At 68.1% G+C, this 17,284-nt stretch carries 14 protein-coding genes and 1 pseudogene; 4 read left to right on the forward strand and 11 right to left on the reverse strand.

All coding sequences use genetic code 11. The features are described 5' to 3' along the window. On the reverse strand, positions 1–963 hold the full coding sequence (locus tag JYG32_RS25430) for a LysR family transcriptional regulator (RefSeq protein ID WP_213267402.1): 963 nt from the start codon (positions 961–963) through the stop codon (positions 1–3). Between the two features lie 141 nt (positions 964–1,104). On the opposite strand from JYG32_RS25430, the gene JYG32_RS25435 reads away from it, so the two are divergent. The 3 genes from JYG32_RS25435 to JYG32_RS25445 all read left to right on the forward strand — a co-directional run bounded on the left by JYG32_RS25435 (position 1,105) and on the right by JYG32_RS25445 (position 4,745). Continuing rightward, on the forward strand, positions 1,105–2,334 hold the full coding sequence (locus tag JYG32_RS25435) for a Zn-dependent hydrolase (RefSeq protein ID WP_213267403.1): 1,230 nt from the start codon (positions 1,105–1,107) through the stop codon (positions 2,332–2,334). A gap of 41 nt (positions 2,335–2,375) precedes the next feature. Then, positions 2,376–3,311 (forward strand): HpcH/HpaI aldolase/citrate lyase family protein, encoded by a 936-nt coding sequence (locus JYG32_RS25440; RefSeq protein WP_213267404.1) that lies wholly within the window; start codon positions 2,376–2,378, stop codon positions 3,309–3,311. A gap of 117 nt (positions 3,312–3,428) precedes the next feature. Beyond that, on the forward strand, positions 3,429–4,745 hold the full coding sequence (locus JYG32_RS25445; protein ID WP_213267405.1) for an MFS transporter: 1,317 nt from the start codon (positions 3,429–3,431) through the stop codon (positions 4,743–4,745). Positions 4,746–4,801: 56 nt separating this feature from the next. Here the strand turns inward: JYG32_RS25445 and JYG32_RS25450 are convergent, their stop codons facing one another. Beyond that, on the reverse strand, positions 4,802–4,969 hold the full coding sequence (locus JYG32_RS25450; RefSeq protein ID WP_213267406.1) for a hypothetical protein: 168 nt from the start codon (positions 4,967–4,969) through the stop codon (positions 4,802–4,804). A 56-nt stretch (positions 4,970–5,025) separates the two neighbouring features. Further along, entirely contained in the window at positions 5,026–6,912 is a 1,887-nt protein-coding gene (locus JYG32_RS25455; RefSeq protein WP_249744881.1) for a DUF3857 and transglutaminase domain-containing protein, read from the reverse strand. Between the two features lie 252 nt (positions 6,913–7,164). Here JYG32_RS25455 and JYG32_RS25460 point away from each other — a divergent pair, with 252 nt between their 5' ends. Continuing rightward, on the forward strand, positions 7,165–7,323 hold the full coding sequence (locus JYG32_RS25460; RefSeq protein WP_174378270.1) for a hypothetical protein: 159 nt from the start codon (positions 7,165–7,167) through the stop codon (positions 7,321–7,323). A 42-nt stretch (positions 7,324–7,365) separates the two neighbouring features. Here the strand turns inward: JYG32_RS25460 and JYG32_RS25465 are convergent, their stop codons facing one another. The 8 genes and pseudogenes from JYG32_RS25465 to JYG32_RS25500 form a co-directional block, all read right to left on the reverse strand. Further along, positions 7,366–9,336, reverse strand: coding sequence for an APC family permease (locus JYG32_RS25465; RefSeq protein WP_174378271.1), 1,971 nt, complete (start codon positions 9,334–9,336; stop codon positions 7,366–7,368). A 341-nt stretch (positions 9,337–9,677) separates the two neighbouring features. Then, positions 9,678–10,685: pseudogene (locus JYG32_RS25470) on the reverse strand (glucokinase); the annotation flags it as partial. Positions 10,686–10,724: 39 nt separating this feature from the next. Continuing rightward, entirely contained in the window at positions 10,725–11,666 is a 942-nt protein-coding gene (locus JYG32_RS25475; protein ID WP_213267408.1) for an aldo/keto reductase, read from the reverse strand. Then, entirely contained in the window at positions 11,654–13,072 is a 1,419-nt protein-coding gene (locus JYG32_RS25480) for a maltoporin (RefSeq protein ID WP_213267409.1), read from the reverse strand. The genes JYG32_RS25475 and JYG32_RS25480 overlap by 13 nt, the downstream gene beginning before the upstream one ends. A 148-nt stretch (positions 13,073–13,220) precedes the next feature. After that, complete coding sequence (locus JYG32_RS25485) at positions 13,221–14,369, reverse strand: Gfo/Idh/MocA family protein (protein ID WP_174378274.1); 1,149 nt, start codon at positions 14,367–14,369, stop codon at positions 13,221–13,223. Then, the gene (locus JYG32_RS25490; RefSeq protein ID WP_249744879.1) at positions 14,366–15,175 is read right to left on the reverse strand and encodes a ThuA domain-containing protein; all 810 of its coding nucleotides are present in this window, start codon (positions 15,173–15,175) and stop codon (positions 14,366–14,368) included. The genes JYG32_RS25485 and JYG32_RS25490 overlap by 4 nt, the downstream gene beginning before the upstream one ends. Positions 15,176–15,280: 105 nt before the next feature. After that, complete coding sequence (locus tag JYG32_RS25495; protein ID WP_213267410.1) at positions 15,281–16,417, reverse strand: ABC transporter ATP-binding protein; 1,137 nt, start codon at positions 16,415–16,417, stop codon at positions 15,281–15,283. 35 nt (positions 16,418–16,452) lie between these two features. Further along, positions 16,453–17,283 (reverse strand): carbohydrate ABC transporter permease, encoded by an 831-nt coding sequence (locus JYG32_RS25500; protein WP_213267411.1) that lies wholly within the window; start codon positions 17,281–17,283, stop codon positions 16,453–16,455. Between the last annotated feature and the right edge of the window lies 1 nt (position 17,284).

Consider the following 17,284-nt stretch of genomic DNA (forward strand, 5'->3'; position numbering starts at 1 on the left):
TCACGGCGCGACCGGCGCATCGAGCGCCTCCTGGCGGTCGAGGAACGCATTCAGCGCGTCGACGAACGCCGACTCGGCCGCATTGAGCTTGCGGTCCTGCGACCACAGGAAATGGATGTCGACGTCGGCCACGCCTTCGTCGGGCGGCAAGCGCTGGAAACGTCCGTGCGCGATGTCGTCCCGCACGATGTGCTCGGGCAGGCAGCCGATCCCGAGCCCCGCGAAGATGAAGCGCTTGACCTCGGCCATGCTCGACGACGACGCGATCACGCGCCCGGTGAAACCCATCTCGTCGCGAAAGATCGTCAGCGGCGACATGTGGTCGCCGACCTTGTCGCCGGTGAAGGACACGAACGGCAGGCCGGCCAGGTCGGCCGTGCGCAGACCGTCGCGACCGAACAGCGGATGGTGATGCCCGCAAAACAGTGCGTAGTGCTGGCGCAGGAACACGCGGGCGTCGATGCGCTTCGGCAACGCCCGACGCGGCGTCAGCCCGAGCGTCAGCGCCCTCTGTTGCAGGCTGTTGACGACGTCGGCGCTGCGCATCACCTGGCTTTCGAATTCGATGCGCGGATAGGTCCGATGAAATTCGGCGAGGAAATCGTCGTACGCGGGAAAGTCGATGCCGCTGACGATCCCGATGCGCACGGTGCCCGAGACGTCGTGATCGCGATCGACGTCGGCAAGCGACAGGCGCGAGATCGTGCCGTAGATGTCCTCGGCGATCTGCCGCACCTCGATGCCCGCCTGCGTGACCTCGATGCGCGGCCCGTGGCGATCGACGAGGCGCAGGCCGAGTTGCTCCTCGAGCCGCCGCAGCGCCTGGCTCACGGCCGGCTGCGTGAGATGCAGGCGCATCGCCGCCCGGCTCACGCTCTTCTCCCGCGCAATCGCGAGGAAGGTCCGCAGCAGGTTCCAGTCGAGGCGGTCGTTCAGGTAGGTGTCGGGGCGGTCTTTGCTCATCGTGGGTCTCACGGCTTCATCATTCGTGAAAATTATACTCAGGATAACGATTAAAAATTGGACTAATTATTTTGGATTTTCGATAAAGACGACACGATGAACTCCGGCCGATTGTCGGCCGACCGATCAGGAACCTCGACGATGCTGAAGATCAATGCGGAGCGGCTCTGGCAGAGCCTCATGGACATGGCGCAAGTGGGCGCGACCGCGAAAGGCGGCGTGCGCCGCCTCGCGCTGACCCGGGAAGACACGGCCGGCCGCGCGCTGTTCGAGACGTGGTGCCGGGAAGCGGGGCTCGCGCTGTCCGTCGATCGCGTCGGCAACCTGTTCGCGCGGCGCGCGGGCCGGCAAGCCGCGGCCGCGCCCGTCGCGAGCGGCAGCCACCTCGACACGCAGCCCGAAGGCGGCCGATTCGACGGCGTATACGGCGTACTCGCCGCGCTCGAAGTCGTGCGCACGCTGAACGACGCGGGAATCGACACCGAACGGCCGATCGAGATCGTCGTGTGGACCAACGAAGAAGGCGCCCGGTTCACGCCGGCGATGCTCGGCTCCGCCGCGTTCACCGGCGTGATGCCGCTGGAAGCCGCGCTCGGATCGCGGGACGCGGCGGGCGAAAGCGTCGCCGACGCGTTGCGCGCGACCGGCTACGCGGGCGAGCGCGCGGTGCCGGGCACGGTGTTCGACGCGTACTTCGAAGCGCATATCGAACAGGGCCCCGTGCTCGAGGAAAGCGGCGTGCCGATCGGCGTCGTGACGGGCGGCCAGGCGATCCGCTGGCTCGACGTGCGTGTCGCGGGCCAGGCCGCGCATGCGGGCACGACACCGATGCAATACCGGAAGGATGCGTTGTTCGCCGCAACCGACATGGCTGCCGAACTGGAGGCGATCGCCGCCGATTTCTTTCCGCTGGGCCTGACGACGATCGGCGAATGGCAGATCCGCAATGCGTCGCGCAATACGATCGCGGGCGACGTCGCGTTCACGGTCGACCTGCGCCATCCGGACGACGCGGCGATCGCCGACATGGAAGCCGCTGTGCGCGCACGTTTCGGCGCGGTGGCCGCGCGACGCGGCGTGACGGTCGAGATCGGGCAGCATTGGGTCAGCCCGGCCACGCCGTTCGATCCGGCCTGCGTCGACGCCGTTCAGCACGCGGTCGTCGGGCTCGACTATCCGAACCAGCGGATCATCAGCGGAGCGGGACACGACGCGATCCATCTCGCGAAACATTGCCCGACCGCGATGGTGTTCATTCCGTGCGTCGGCGGGTTGAGCCATAACGAAGCCGAAGATGCGCTGCCAGCCGATGTTGCGCGCGGCGCGGACGTGCTGCTGCAGGCGATGCTCGCCCGTGCGGGGCGCGCGTGACCGGTCCCGTCCGCTTCCTGCCCCCGCAATCGCCCCCGACCATGACACGCTACCCCCACCGACCGCTTGCCACGCTGCGACGCGTCTGGCTTTTCGTGCCCGGCGCCGACACCGCCGCCCACGCCGCCGCGCTCGGCACGTCTGCCGACGCGATCGTCGCCGACCTGGAAGAAATGACCGTGCCCTTCGACCGGCCGGCCGCCCGCCGGCATATCGTCGCGCTGCTCGCCGACGCGACTGCCTGCGGCGCGCTCGGCGCGGTGCGGATCAACAAGCTGGAACACGACGGCCACGACGATCTCGTCGGCGTAATGCCGGGCCGGCCCGCAGCGATCTTCCTGCCTCATGCGGAAACCCCGCTGCAGCTCACCCGGCTGGCCGATGCGTTGACGGCGCTCGAAGCGCATCACGGTATCCCGGAAGGGTCGACGGAAATCGTGCCGACGATCGAGTCGGCGTACGGGCTCGTGCATCTCGGCGCGATGCTCACCGCGAGCCAGCGTATCCGGCATGCGATGCTGGCGGTCGAGGATTTCGCGGCCAGCCTCGGCGCCCGCCGCTCGCGCGACGGACGCGAACTGCTGCATGCGCGCAGCCGGTTCCTGATCGAGTGCGTCGCCGCCGGTCGCGCGCCGATCGATCTGCCCTGCACCTACCGCGCGCCGGACGCGCTCGCACTCGACCTCGATATGTCGACGCAGCTCGGTTTCCAGTCGAAATGCGCTGTGTTCGCCGAACACGTCGACGCCATCAACCGCGCACTGACGCCTACCGACACGGATGCGGATGCAGCGCGCGCGTTGCTCGACGCCTATCGCGCGCAAGCAGCGTCCGGTCACGGCGCCACGCCCGACAGGATCGACGCGCCGGACGCGAACAACGCGCGCCGCCTGCTCGAGCGCCATGCGCAATGCCGGAGCATGGCCGACGCGCATGCCGGGGTGTCGAGCATAAGCACCACTAATGCTGGCGATTAAAAAACAGAATTTTACGTACGCATATCGGCGACGGATAAACCACGCAGCCACCTCGCAACACCGCAGGCAGCGCATCGCCGTGGCCGACCGCCCCCAGGACGAACGACAGGACAGCCCATGTCTCAACCCACTCCCACCACGCATCAACCCGTGCGCGCCGCCACCGCGGCGTTCATCGGCACCGCCGTCGAGTTCTACGACTACTACACATACGCGACCGCCGCGGCGCTCGTGCTCGGGGACGTATTCTTTCCGAGCAGCAACCATTACCTGAGCACGATGGCGTCGTTCGGCACCTTTTTTGTCGGCTTCGTCGCCCGACCGCTGAGTGGCGCGGTGTTCGGCCATCTCGGCGACCGCATCGGCCGCAAGAAGATGCTCGTCCTGACGATGTTCCTGATGGGTATCGCGACGACCGGTATCGGCCTGCTGCCGGGCTACGCGACGATCGGTATCTGGGCACCGATCCTGCTGGTGTTGCTGCGGATCCTGCAGGGTATCGCGGTCGGCGGCGAATGGGGCGGCGCCGTTCTGATGGCCAGCGAACACGCACCGGCCGGCCGCAAGACGTTCTTCGCGTCGTTCCCGCAAATGGGCAGCCCGGCCGGGCTGATCCTGTCGTTGCTCTCGTTCCGCTTCGTCACGTCGCTCGACCATGAGAGCTTCGTCAGTTGGGGCTGGCGCCTGCCCTTCCTCGCGAGCTTCGTGCTGCTCCTCATCGGGATGGCCATCCGCCTCGGCGTGAAGGAATCGCCCGAATTCGAACGCGTGCGCGATACCAACGCGGTGGCGAAGTACCCGGTCGCCGAGGTGCTGCGTACCGCCTGGGTGCCGATCCTGCTGGCGGCCGCGGCGACAACGATCGGCTCGGCGGGCTTCTTCTTCACGAACACGTTCATGATTTCGTATGTGACGACCTACCTCGGCATGTCCAAATCGTTCATCCTCGATTGCCTGTTCGTCGTCACCGTCATCCAGTTGCTGTCGCAGCCCGTCTCCGCGCTGCTCGCGCAACGGTTCGGGGAGACGCGCTTCCTGACCTGCGCAGCGCTCCTGTCGATGGCGACACCCTATCCGATGTTCCTGCTCGTCCAGACACAGAACCCCGTCGCGATCGTCGCAGGCATCTCGTTCGCGGTCGTCACACTGTCGGCGGTCTACGCGGTCATCGCCGGCTTCATGACGCCGGCGTTCCCGACGCGCGTCCGCTATTCCGGCATTTCGATCGCCTACCAGCTATGCGCAATGATCGCCGGCGGCACGACGCCGATGATCGGCACGCTGCTTGCCCAGCAGTTCCGCGGGCAATGGCTGCCGCTGGCGGCGTTCTTCACGCTGCTGTCGTTCGTCTCCCTCGTCGGCATCGTCGGGCTCGGGCGGTACTGCCGGCGTCAGCGCGCCACCCTCCACGGATCGCTGGCGACCAGTCCGTAATACCGGACTGGCGAGCGACGTCCGCACGGCGTGCGCAGCGCATTGATCCGGCCCGTTCAGCCGCTACGCGCTCCAAGCTTGTCGACCAGCGCCGTCGCGCATTGCACGGCGAGCGCCGCGCACTGCTCTGCATCGACGGGCGCACCGTTCGCGACGGTGCCCTGCACGATCCGGCCCAGCAAATCTTTCGAGAGATCGGCGATCTCGTAGTCCCGTTCCGTCATGATGTCCCTCCTGTGCGTCGGCCGATGGCGGCGACGCGCCCACTGCCCCTGCCCGTTCAATGCCCTTTCGCCCGCACGACGATCTGCGCCTGTGTATCGCGATCGATGCGTTCGAGCGACGCGCGCAGCGCAGCGAATTCGTCGGGTGTGCATACCTGCCGGCCGAACTCCGCCTTCATCCGCCGCGTGACCTGCACGACGCGCGCGGCCGCATCGAACACATAATGCGACGTGAAATCGACGAAGCGGTCGTGCACGGCCGCATCGGCCGGCAGGTCGGTCACGACGACGTCGGCCGGCAGCGCGATCTGGCCGGTCTCGTCGAACGTGCCGCCGATGCAGCCCCACGGCTGCGTGCGCACGGGTTCGGCCAGCCAGCTCTCGACCTGCGTCGCGATGCCGCCCGTGAGGCTCGACAGCGCGGGCAACGCGGTCGTGCCGTCGGGCCACACGAAATGGTCGAGCGTGCCTGTGATCGTCACGTCGAACGGCCCGTCGGTCACGCGCCGGTCGCTGGTCGACAGTTGCGCGCGGCCGCGCAAGCCGCTTTGCCGCAGGCGTTCGGTCGCGAGCTGCTCGACGCGGTCGTGCGTCGCGCGGCGAAACAGGTTGCGTTCGAGTTCGGCCGTCCAGCCGTCGTCTTCGATGTACGCATGCAACCGCGCGGCGCCGGGCTGCGCGGCATCGATCGCGAGCCGCGCGATGCGGCCGCGCGGCTGCGTGGCCGGCGTGCGCGACAGCTCGCCCGTGTCCACCAGCAGCGCGGGGCGATCCATCACGATCGGCGGCAGGTAGCCGAACGCGATGCCGGCCGTCGTCGTATCCGCGTAAAGCGCGAGATCGGGCAGCCACGTGATCGCGTGATTGATCGCGCCGCCGCCGTAGCCGGGTACGGACGGCAGCGTATACACCGCGCCCAGATTGATCAGCACCGGTTCGCTGCGGATGCCGACCGCCGCGAGCAGCGCGCCGAACAGCGCGACATGGTCCTTGCAGTCGCCGTAACGGTTGCGCAGGATGTCCGTCACGCGATGCGGCGCGGCGGCCGTTTCGCCCAGAAACAGCGCGACGTAGCGCACGTTCGCCTGCACCCAGTCGTACAGGATGCGCGCCTTGTCGCGCGGATCGGCGGCATCCGCGGTGAGCGCACGCGCTAACTGCACGACGGCCGGATCGTCGACGCCCGGATCGACGGCCGCGTTGCGGTAGCGCGCGGCGAACGCCGCATAGTCGGGCAGCGTCGACACGACGAGCCGGTCGCCGTAGGTCGGGTAGCCGACCGCGCCGTTCTCGATGCGGTCGTACGGGCCGTGCCGGTAGTCGAATTCGTAGCGCGTGCGGCCGTTCGCCGTCACCGGCGGCAGCGCGACATAGCCGCGCGCGTCCGCGTACAGCGGCAGGTCGGCCGGCACGTCGAAGATCAGCCGCTGATTGTCGACCGGCTCGCGCGACGGCTCGACGTAGTAGCCGAAGTAGCCGCGATTGACGGGCTTCGTGCGCGTCTTGCGAAACGCCACGCGCGTGCTCGACCCGGCTTCGACGCCGGGAAACACGACGGTGCGCAACAGCCCGTCCTGGAACGTCGGCGCGCCGGCCGAACGCGGCTCCTGCACGTCGCGGATCCCGTCCGCGCCGACCGGATGCGCGAGCCCGTCGCGGTCGATCGTCTCGGCCGCGAGCAGGTCGACCTGCTCGAGATTCTTGTCGAACCACACGTAGCGCTGCGCGACCGCGTCGATGCCGTTCGCGTGGTTCGCGCGCAGCGTCGAATCGTCGTGCTCGTCGAGCGAACCGTCGTGCTGGATCACGAATTCGTGGACATCGCTGACCAGCGTGACGGGCGCTTCGTCGGCAACGTCGTTCGCCCCGCCCGCCGCCGGGCCCGTGCCCAGCGTCGCACCGACCGCATTCGATGCGCCGAACGCGGCAGCGCATGCCAGCATCCAGCCGGCCAGGCCGACAGAAAAGCGCACCACATCGCACCTCGTCGCGGTTCACGGAAAGCGCGGTCGCGCAGCGAAGCGGGTCAACCGCGCGACACTCGTGCGGCCAGTGTGGGCGACGCATACGCACGCGTCAAGCCGGTGCACGCCGGCCTACAATGCAACGTGAATGCGTCATCGCGCGCGGCCGCCGGCATACGCCCGATCGCCGAACGCTGACGAAGGATCGTCCGCCCGCGACCGGGAGGCACCATGGAAAACAGGATCGTGGAAGTCGTCGTACTGCTGGCGTTTTTCGCACTCGCCGCGCTGTTCTTCTTCAGGCGTTCGGGGCGCGACCGGCTGAGGGCCAAATTCCGTCATCCGCCACTGCGGCGGCCTCACCGCCCGCATCGGCATCATCAGCCCTGACGGCTGCTACCGGCAGTCGCCCACGCGCTTGCCGCGCCGCCGCTACCCGACGTTCATCGGCAGCAGCACCATCTGCTTGCCCTCGACATGCAGGCGCGCCTGCAGCTCGACGGGCGTCTGGTTGTGCAGCCACGCGGTCAGGAAATTCACGCGCCGGAAGATCAGCTTGCTCGCGAAGCACACGGCATTCGGATACTCATCGAGCGTCGACGATGCGAGGTTCATGAATTCCACGACGGGATTCGTGCCGAACGCGATCCGGTAGTCGGCCGCGATGCCGTTGCGGCGGCAATGCGCGACATAGTAGTCGAGCGCTTCGGTGATCGAGTGACGCAGCCGTTCGAGATGTTCGTGCCCGTCGTACGCCTTCGCGTCGACTTCGCCGACCGCGAGGAAGATCACGTTGCGGAAGTGCCCGGGAAACAGCCGGTTGACCCACAGCAGCGCGTGCATGCTCGCGCCGCGATGCTTGCCGACCAGCAGCACGGCCGTCGGTTGCGACGGATCGGGCTTGCCCGGCGCGCTCGCCTCGTCGACTTCGGGCGGCTTGCCGGAGAACAGCGCATCTTCCTTCGCGAGCTGCGCGCGCGTATACGCGTAGTGGCGATTGATCATGAAGCACAGCGCGATCACCGCGCTCGTCACGAGCACCGTGAGCCAGCCGCCCGCCGTGAACTTCTCGACCAGCGTGATGACGAGCACGGTCGCCGTCACGCTCAGCCCGAGCGCGGACAGGAAGAAATGCTTGAACCAGCCGCGCTCGCTGCGATGACGCCACCAGTACGTGCACAACCCGAGCAGCGACATGCTGAACGTGAGGAACACGTTGATGCTGTACAGCACGACGAGCACGTCGACGCTGCCGTGCGTCCACAGCAGGATCAGCAGGCTCGACAGGCCGACGACGATGATGCCGTTCTGCCGCACGAGGCGCGTCGACAGGTCGCGGAAATGGCGCGGCACCCACGAATCCGACGCCATGTTCGACAGCACGGCCGGGCCGTCGAGGAAGCCCGTCTGCGCGCCGACCATCAGCAGCCCGGCCTCGAACGCGAGCACGGCCGCGAGCAACGCATGCCGCGCGAACGCCGAGCCGAGCCCGAGATGGTCGATCACGCTGCCGAACACGACCGCGTTGAGCGTCTCGCCTTCGACGGGCCGCGCGTGCCACAACATGTACAGCAGGATGATGCCGCCGGCCGTGAACGCGAGCGACGTCGACATGTACCACATCGTCACCTTGCCGTTCGGCACGCGCGGATCGGCCAGCATGTTCACGTTGTTCGACACGGCCTCGAGGCCCGTATAGGTGCCGCCGCCGAGCGAGAACGCGCGCATCAGCAACGCGAGCATCACGAATACGCCGAGCGACTGCGACATCCCGTGCGCCTCGTGCACGGCATCGGGCACGATCATCGCGAGGTTGCTGCCGTGCACGGCGACGCCGTACACGATCAGCCCGAAGTGCAGGATCACGAAGCCGATGAAGATCGGCAGCAGCACCATGATCGATTCGCGCATCCCGCGGAAGTTGAGCCCCGTCATCAGCAGGATCAGCACGATCTCGGTCGTGAGCTTGAACACCTGCGCACTGACCGGCAGCAGGCTGAAGAACGCGTCGACGCCGCTCGCGAGCGAGGTCGCGACGGTCAGCACGTAGTCGACCAGCAGCGCCGCGCCCGACACGAGCCCCGGCTTCGCCCCGAGCAGCGACGTCGCGACGCGGTAGCCGCCGCCGCCCGTCGGGAACAGCTCGATCACCTGGTTGTAGCCGAGCGCGATGATGAACACGGTTGCCGCGGTCGCGAGCGCGAGAAACAGCGCGAGCGGCGTGTGTTGCGCCAGCGCGAGGAACGCCTCCTCCGGGCCGTAGCACGATGAAGACAACCCGTCGGCACCGAGCCCGACCCAGGCCAGCAACGGCGTCACGGCGATCGCATGCCGCGTGCGCGGATCGAGCGGGTCCAGCGGTTTTCCGACCAGCAACTGCCACGCTTTCTGGAAGGTGGTCACGGCTCCTCCGGCACGCACGACGCATCGGCGACACTCCCCTAAAAGTAAATGAGTTCCGGGACGACTTCCAGTCGGCGTATTCCATAGGGTGGCGTCGCGCGCAGCCGGCTTCTTTCAACACGCCGACACCTTGCAGACAGTCGCACTACAACCACGCAAGCCGGACATGACGGTGCGGCCGCGACACACGCGTGTTGCGCGCGGCAGCGGCGCGGCCGATCGACATGCAACAGGACAAGCATGCGTGCCGACGCGAGCCTTCATCCGATCGACGCTCGACGGGAACGCACACCTTCGCGTACGGACCCGGCGGCCCGTGCAGCGCGTCAGCAGGCCTCGCCCAGCGCGCGGGCGAGCAGGCGGGACACGCCGACGAAGGCCGGATGCGGCGCGGTGATCACGAAGGTCGGAATCCTCGCGAGATAGCCGGCAAAGCGGCCCTTCGCCTCGAAGCGGGCACGAAACGGCGACGCATCGAACCATGCACCGAGGCGCGGCACGACGCCCCCGCCGATATGGATGCCGCCGGTCGCGCCGAGGGTCAGCGCCAGATTGCCCGCGAACGTGCCGAGCATGCCGCAGAAGCAATCGAGGGTCGCCATGCAGCGTGCGTCGCCGGCGAGCGCACGTTCGATGATGGCTGCCGTATCGGCCGCATCGGCCTCGGGTGGGTCGCAGCCGTCGCGCGCGGCGAGCGCCGCGTGAATCACCGCGATGCCGGGGCCCGCGACCAGCCGCTCGAACGACACGTGCGGCCAGCGTGCCCGCGCGTAGTGCAGCACGTCGGCCTCGCGTGCGTCGGCGGGCGCGAACGACACATGCCCGCCCTCGCCGGACAACGGCACCCATGCGTCGCCCGCGCGCACGAGCGCCGAAACGCCCAGCCCCGTGCCGGCGCCGAGCACGCCGATCGTACCCGCGGGCGCCGCGTGCCCGCCGCCAACCTGCCGCCGTTGTCCCGCGGACAGATGCGGCACGGCCATCGCCAGCGCCGCGAAGTCGTTGAAGACGCGCAGCGTGTCGAATCCGAGCGCGCGGCGCGTCGCGTCGATCGAGAAGCGCCAGTCATGGTTGGTCATGCTGACGATATCGCCGTCCACGGGATTGGCGATCGCGATCGCCGCGTCCCGCACCCGCGCGCCGCCCGCGTCGCGCAGGAACGCGCGCACCGCGTCGTCCACGCCGGCATGGGCGCTGCATCGATAGACGCGCACGTCGCCGATCCCGCCGAGCGCGGTCTCCAGCGCGAAGCGCGCGTGCGTGCCGCCGATATCCGCCAGCAAGCGGGATTCTCCGGCGCGCACGCCGCACGGCGCGACCGGTTGACCGTTCAGGGTCGCTTCGCTCATCGTCTCTCCCGGATTGTCATCGTGTGTCGATCGCAACGGTCATGGCACCTCCACGCCGCGCGCCGCGGCCAGCAGCGCGAACCAGTGCTCGCGCCCGAGCGGGATGCGGGTCGCCTCTACCGCTTCGCGCAGCGCCGCGATCCGGCTCGACCCGACGATCGGCAGCGGCCGGCACGGCAGCGCGAGCAGCCACGCGAACAGCACCGTCGTCGCGGACACGCCGAGCGCGTCGCCGATCCGCGCCGCGCTCGCACGCACGCGTGTCGCGGCGGGCGATGCCTCGGTCAGCACGCGTCCGCCCGCGAGCGGCGACCACAGCATCGGCGGACAGCGCCAGCGCTGCGCCTGGTCGAACGTGCCGTCGTCGAGCGGCGCGAGATGCAGCAGCGAGCATTCGACCTGGTTCGTCGCGAGCGACATCCCGTGCGCCGCCATCCGGTCTTGCAGCAACGCAGCCTGCGCCGGCGTAAAGTTCGATATCCCGAATTCCCTCACCTTTCCGTCACGCCGGAGCGCGGCAAAGGTCGTCGCGACTTCGTCGGCATCCATCAGCGGATCGGGACGATGCAGCAGCAGCAGGTCGAGCCGGTCGGTGCGCAGCGCGCGCAGCGACTGCTCGACCGACGCAACGACATGCGCGGCCCGCGTGTCGTAGTGCTTGATCCCGTGCGCGGGCCGGCGCGCGGACACGAGCCGGATCCCGCACTTCGTGATGATCTGCATCCGTTCGCGCAGGTGCGGCGCATCGGCCAGCACGTCGCCGAACAGGGCCTCGGCCGTGTAGTCGCCGTAGATGTCCGCATGGTCGAAGCTCGTCACGCCGAGTTCCAGCGCCGCCTCGATCAGCGCACGGCGCTCGCGGCCCGACAAGGCCCAGTCGCCGATCCGCCACATCCCGAACACGATGCGCGAGAACGGCGCGGCATCGGCCCCCATCGATATCGTCGTACAGCGTTCCGTCATCGCGCTCACCACCACCATTCGACCTGCGCACCGACCGTCGAACCCGTGCGCGACGTGCCGAAGATGCCCGTCGTCGACAGCGGATCGCCGGGCGCCGCCGCATCCTGCGCGGCCTTGTTCCAGCGCGCATACGTGTAGAACACGCGGAATTCGGGCCGCGACCAGAACGAGCGGTCCATCGCGAGCGTCAGCGCGACGCTCGCCTTCAGCAGCGTGCGCGTCGGGCCGCCGGACGGCGTCACGCGATCGTGCCCGAAGTCGCCCTGCAGCTTGATGTGCTGCGTGAACGCATACACCGGCCGCACGCCCATCGATATCCAGGTCTGCGACCCGCCCGACGGCGCGATGTCGCGCTGGTAGATGCCGACCACCTGGCCGCTGAAGTCGCGCGTCGCCTGCCAGTCGAACGCGTCGAGCACGCGAAAGCTCTTGTAGCGGTTGTCGTTGGTCAGCGTTCCCGTGTAGCCGAGGCCCGTGCCCGGGCCGACGCCATACTGGAACGCGAGCTTGTTCTTGCCGCCGAGCAGGTTGGTCTGCACGTGCTGGACCGTGAACGACCAGCCGCCATGCGCGTCCTGCAGCACGCCGCTCGAATTCAGCACCGGCGCGCGGGCCGGGATGTACGACAGCCCGAACTGCAGTTCGCCGCCGGGGTTCGGGTGCACGCCGGACAGTTGCAAGTCGTGGCGCGTCGCGTAGTTCGGCTGGTCGATGTAGTCCTCGCGGAACAGCGCATAGCTGAGCTTCAGGCCGCCGCCGATCGGCACGTTCTCGACGCCCGCGCCGAGGCCGCTCGGGTTCCAGTAGTAGAAGTCGTTCATGTGGACGTCGTTGCGCCGGTAGTAGATGCGCCCGAACCAGATCCGCATGTCGTCGAGCCCCGGCAAGTTCGTGAGCTGCACGTACGACTGCGGCAGGCGAATCCTGCCGTGATTGCCGTCGAAGGTCGGCGTGCGGTCGAGATCGTTGACGAGGCTCGCCATGCCGACCGCCGACAGCTGCATGCCGTTCGAGAACTTGTACAGCGTCTGGTCGATCTCCAGCTCGCCGTAGACCTGGCATTCGTTGCCGAGCCGGTACTTGCTCTGTGCGCCCGGCAACTGGAAGCAGGCCTGCGAATGGCCGTCGCTCGTGCCGACGCCGGCCCGCAGATAGCCATGGAGCTGCGTCCATGGCGTCAGCTGGTTCCACGCCGACGACGGCGTCGGCGTGGCCACGTTGGCGGGACTCGTGTCGGCCGGCACGACGCCCGTTGCCTGCGAGAGGCCGCCCGGCGCGCTGTCCTCGGCCATCGTCGTTGCCGGATCCGGCGCCGCGTGCAGCGCGGCCGATGCGACGGCCAGCGAGAAAGCGGCGGCGAGCCGCGTGAGCCTGAACGGGGTGCGTGCGGGGCCGCGCACGGCGCAGCCTGCTTCGTCGATCATGAACGTGTCTCCAAACGTTGTCAGTGCGCCGCGTGCGATGCGCGGCGTCATCGAATAGGTGTGTGTGCTGCGTCGTCCGTCATGTTGCTGTCGGGCCGGCGCGGTGGACGATCCGCGCGCCGGCCCCGTACGAAGTCAGCCCGCGACTTCAGCCGGCGACGTCGAGATCGAGCACCGGCGGCGCGTCGGCGGCCGCCGGCCCCGGCGCGTGGACGCGGATCGGCTCGCCCGCGGCCGCGCTCGCATAGATCGCGTCGAGAATTTCCATCACGATCAGCCCTTCCTCACCGGGCGCCGGATGCGGGACGTCGCACAGAATCGCTTCCGCGTAGTCGTACATCGCGGAATGCGCGGCGTCCGCGGGCGGATTCAGGCGCATGTCGAACTGCGCGCCGTTCTGCTCGATGAACACGTGCGCGTCGAACGTGTAGCCCTCGTTCAGGTTCTTCTGCAGCAGCCCGGCACGCGTGCCGAGGAGGCGGGTTTCCATCAGCTCCGCCTCCTGGATGTTGGTCGCCCACGACGCCTCCAGCGCGAGCGTCGCGCCGTTGTCGAAGCGGATCAGCGCAGCCGCGAGATCCTCGACGTCGAACGTCTTGCCCGCGCGCGCCGCCAGTTCGCGCGCGATCGGATCGTAGGTGCTGCCCATCACCCACACGGGCTTCGGATAGCCCATCAGCCACAGCGCGAGGTCGAGCCGGTGCACGCCGAGATCGATCAGCGGCCCGCCGCCCGCCAGCGCCTTCGTACCGAACCAGCCACCGAAGCCGGGCATCCCGCGCCGGCGATGCCAGACCGTCCGCCCGAAATAGAAATCGCCGAACAGGCCGCTGTCAACCTGCGCCTTCAGCGCGCGCGACTGCGCGCTGAAGCGGTACGAGAAATTGATCATCAGCCGCTTGCCGGCGCGCTGCGCGGCGATCAGCATCTCACGCCCCTCGTCCGCGTTCAGCGCCATCGGCTTCTCGCACAGCACGTGGCAGCCGGCGTCGAACGCGGCGAGCGTCAGCTCGCGATGGAACTTGTTCGGCGTGCACACGCTGACGACGTCGAGCTTCCCGGCTGCGAGCATCGCGTCGGCCGACGCGTAGCGTGCGTCGATGCCGAACGCGTCGCCGACCTTCGCGAGCCGCTTCGCATCGGGATCGGCAATCGCAACCACGTCGACGTCCGGATGCTCGCGCCAGCCTTCGATATGCTTGCGACCGATCCCGAGCCCGATCACGCCGACGCGCAGTCGGCGGCCGCGTGCGATCGCCGCCGCTTCCGGCAGCTCGACCTTGTAATCGTCGTTCATGCGAGGTCTCCTGCGGTTTGCTGGATGCCGACGTGCGCGAACTGCTGGCTCTTCTCGCTGAGCGTCTCGAGCGGCGGCGAGTTCGGGCAACGGTCGGCGAGGTTCACGCGCGGCGCGGCCCACTGCACCGCGTTCGCGATCACGCGCTGCACGTTGCGGTCGTGATAGGTCGGATACGCTTCATGCCCGGGACGGAAATAGAAAATCCGGCCATGGCCGCGCTCCCAGCAGCAGCCCGAACGGAACACCTCGCCGCCCTCGAACCACGAGATGAACACGGTGCTGTCCGGTTGCGGGATGTCGAAGCGCTCGCCGTACATCTCCTCGTGCTGCAGCTCGAAGTACTCGCCGAGCCCGGCCGCGATCGGATGTGACGGTTCGACGACCCACAGCCGCTCCTTCTCGGCCGCTTCGCGCCACTTCAGCGAACAGTTCGTGCCGAGCAGGCGGCGGAAGATCTTCGAGAAGTGCCCGGAATGCAGCACGATCAGGCCCATCCCTTCGAGCACGCGGCGCTGCACGCGCTCGACGATCTCGTCGGAGACCTTCGCGTGCGCCTTGTGCCCCCACCAGATCAACACGTCGCACGCGGCGAGCCGCGCTTCGCTTAAGCCGTGCTCGGGCTGGTCGAGCGTCGCGGTGCCGATCTCGAGCGGCAACGCGCCATGGCCGAGCGCCGGTGTCTCGGCGAGCGCGCCGGCGATCACCTGGTGAATGCCGTCCGGGTAGATCGCGCGCACGCCCGCGTTTTCCCGTTCGTGCTCGAACTCGTTCCACACGATCACTGAAAGCTTCTTGTTTAGCATGACTATCCTTTATCGAAGATTTGGCGCCAATTCGACAGCGGCCATGCGCCGTGGCCGCCTGAAACCTGTGGCCGGATTAGCCGCGCGCCGCGCGCCGCGCGCCGCTCAGGCGATCGCGAGCGCCGGCGCGGCAGGCTCGCGCGGCGTGCGTACCGCCGCGCGTCCGTCCGGATGAAACAGATGCAGCGCGCCGGCCGGCAGATCGACGCGCACGCGCTCGCCGATCCGCGCGCCGCCGGCATCGGTCTTCGCAACAAGCGGCTGGCCGCACAGCGGCGTGTCGAGATACAGATAGGTGTGTTCGCCCATCTGCTCGACGTGCGCGACTTCGCCCGTCACGGCGCCGGTGCCGACCCGCACGTGTTCGGGGCGGATGCCGAGCGTCACGCCGGCGCCCGTCTCGAGGCCTTCGCCGGACACGCTGGCGCTCAGCGGCTGGTCGCGTGCCAGCGCGCGAACCTCGCCACTGCCGGCCGCCGCGACGCTTGCCGGCAGGAAGTTCATCGCGGGCGAGCCGATGAAACCGGCGACGAACTGGCTCGCCGGACGGTGATACAGATCGAGCGGCGTGCCGATCTGCGCGATGCTTGCGATCCCGCTGCGCCCTTCGAGCGGCCGCAGCAGCACGATCTTGTCGGCGAGCGTCATCGCCTCGACCTGGTCGTGCGTCACGTAGATCATGCTGGTGCTGTCGAGGCTGCGGTGCAGCTTCGCAATCTCGACGCGCGTCTTCACGCGCAGCGCCGCATCGAGGTTCGACAGCGGTTCGTCGAACAGGAATACTTTCGGCTTGCGGACGATCGCGCGGCCGATCGCGACGCGCTGCCGCTGGCCGCCGGACAGTGCGCCGGGCTTGCGTTCGAGCAGCTCGCCGAGGCGCAGCGACTCGGAAGCGAGCCGCACCCGCCGGTCGATCTCGTCCTTCGGCAAGCGCAGATGACGCAGGCCGAACGCCATGTTTTCGTAGACGGACATGTGCGGATAGAGCGCATAGCTCTGGAACACCATCGCGATGTCGCGCTTCGCAGGCGCGAACGTGTTGACGCAGCGGCCATCGATCCACACGTCGCCCGCACTTTGTTCCTCGAGGCCGGCGACGATCCGCAGCAACGTCGACTTGCCGCAGCCCGACGGGCCGATGAATACGCAGAACTCGCCCGGCTCGACCGTGAGATTCACGTCGCTGAGGATGGGGGTCGTGCCGAACTGCTTGTGGAGACCGCTCAATTTGATCTGACTCATGTTTTCCCTCTTGATCCTGATCGGGCCGAGATGCGTCAACCCTTGACCGCGCCGGCAGTCAGGCCGGAGACGATATGCCGCTGAAACGCCAGCACCAGCAGCACGAGCGGCACCGTGACGATGACCGACGCGGCCATGATGGTTCCCCATGGCAACTCGTAACTGCTCGCGCCCGAGATCATCGTGATCGCGACGGGTACCGTGCGCTGGCCCGACGAGATCATGAAGGTCAGCGCGAACAGGAACTCGTTCCATGCCGATACGAACGCGAGCAGCGACGTCGCGGCCAGCGCCGGCCGCAGCAGCGGCAGGAAGATCCGGAAGATCAGCGTGAACACGCCGACGCCGTCGACGAGCGCCGCCTCCTCCAGCTCGCGCGGCAACTCGCGCATGAACGTGACGAGAATCCAGATCGTGAACGGCAGCGTGAAGATCAGGTCGGACAGCACGAGTGCGCCGAGGTGGTCGTACAGGCCGAGCGCGCGGACCAGCTCGAACAGGCCCGACAGGATCGCGACCTGCGGAAACATCGACACGCCGAGAATGCACATCATCAGCACCCCGCGCCCGCGGAACGACACGCGGCCGAGCGCATACGCGGCGAGCACCGACACGGCGAGCGACAGCGCGACCGCCCCGCCCGCGACGAGCGCCGAGTTCAGCAGGTACGCGCCGAACGGCTGGCCGCGGAACAGCTGGCGATAGTTGTCGAGCGACGGGCTCACCGGGAACAGCGACGTATCGAACAACGCGTCGCCGTGCTTGATCGACGTGCCGATCATGTAGACGAACGGGAACAGCGCGATCACCAACACGAGTGCCGACAGCAGCCCGTGAATCGCGATGTCGAGCGGATGCTTCTTCATT

Origin of the sequence: Burkholderia pyrrocinia (genome assembly GCF_018417535.1) — a bacterium.
Taxonomy (GTDB): domain Bacteria; phylum Pseudomonadota; class Gammaproteobacteria; order Burkholderiales; family Burkholderiaceae; genus Burkholderia; species Burkholderia pyrrocinia_E.

Coding starts and splice junctions, on each gene's coding strand:
- JYG32_RS25430 (WP_213267402.1), bottom strand. CDS start 963: ATGAGCAAAGACCGCCCCGACACCTACCTGAACGACCGCCTCGACTGG.
- JYG32_RS25435 (WP_213267403.1), top strand. CDS start 1,105: ATGCTGAAGATCAATGCGGAGCGGCTCTGGCAGAGCCTCATGGACATG.
- JYG32_RS25440 (WP_213267404.1), top strand. CDS start 2,376: ATGACACGCTACCCCCACCGACCGCTTGCCACGCTGCGACGCGTCTGG.
- JYG32_RS25445 (WP_213267405.1), top strand. CDS start 3,429: ATGTCTCAACCCACTCCCACCACGCATCAACCCGTGCGCGCCGCCACC.
- JYG32_RS25450 (WP_213267406.1), bottom strand. CDS start 4,969: ATGACGGAACGGGACTACGAGATCGCCGATCTCTCGAAAGATTTGCTG.
- JYG32_RS25455 (WP_249744881.1), bottom strand. CDS start 6,912: ATGCTGGCATGCGCTGCCGCGTTCGGCGCATCGAATGCGGTCGGTGCG.
- JYG32_RS25460 (WP_174378270.1), top strand. CDS start 7,165: ATGGAAAACAGGATCGTGGAAGTCGTCGTACTGCTGGCGTTTTTCGCA.
- JYG32_RS25475 (WP_213267408.1), bottom strand. CDS start 11,666: ATGGTGGTGGTGAGCGCGATGACGGAACGCTGTACGACGATATCGATG.
- JYG32_RS25480 (WP_213267409.1), bottom strand. CDS start 13,072: ATGATCGACGAAGCAGGCTGCGCCGTGCGCGGCCCCGCACGCACCCCG.
- JYG32_RS25485 (WP_174378274.1), bottom strand. CDS start 14,369: ATGAACGACGATTACAAGGTCGAGCTGCCGGAAGCGGCGGCGATCGCA.
- JYG32_RS25490 (WP_249744879.1), bottom strand. CDS start 15,175: ATGCTAAACAAGAAGCTTTCAGTGATCGTGTGGAACGAGTTCGAGCAC.
- JYG32_RS25495 (WP_213267410.1), bottom strand. CDS start 16,417: ATGAGTCAGATCAAATTGAGCGGTCTCCACAAGCAGTTCGGCACGACC.
- JYG32_RS25500 (WP_213267411.1), bottom strand. CDS start 17,283: ATGAAGAAGCATCCGCTCGACATCGCGATTCACGGGCTGCTGTCGGCA.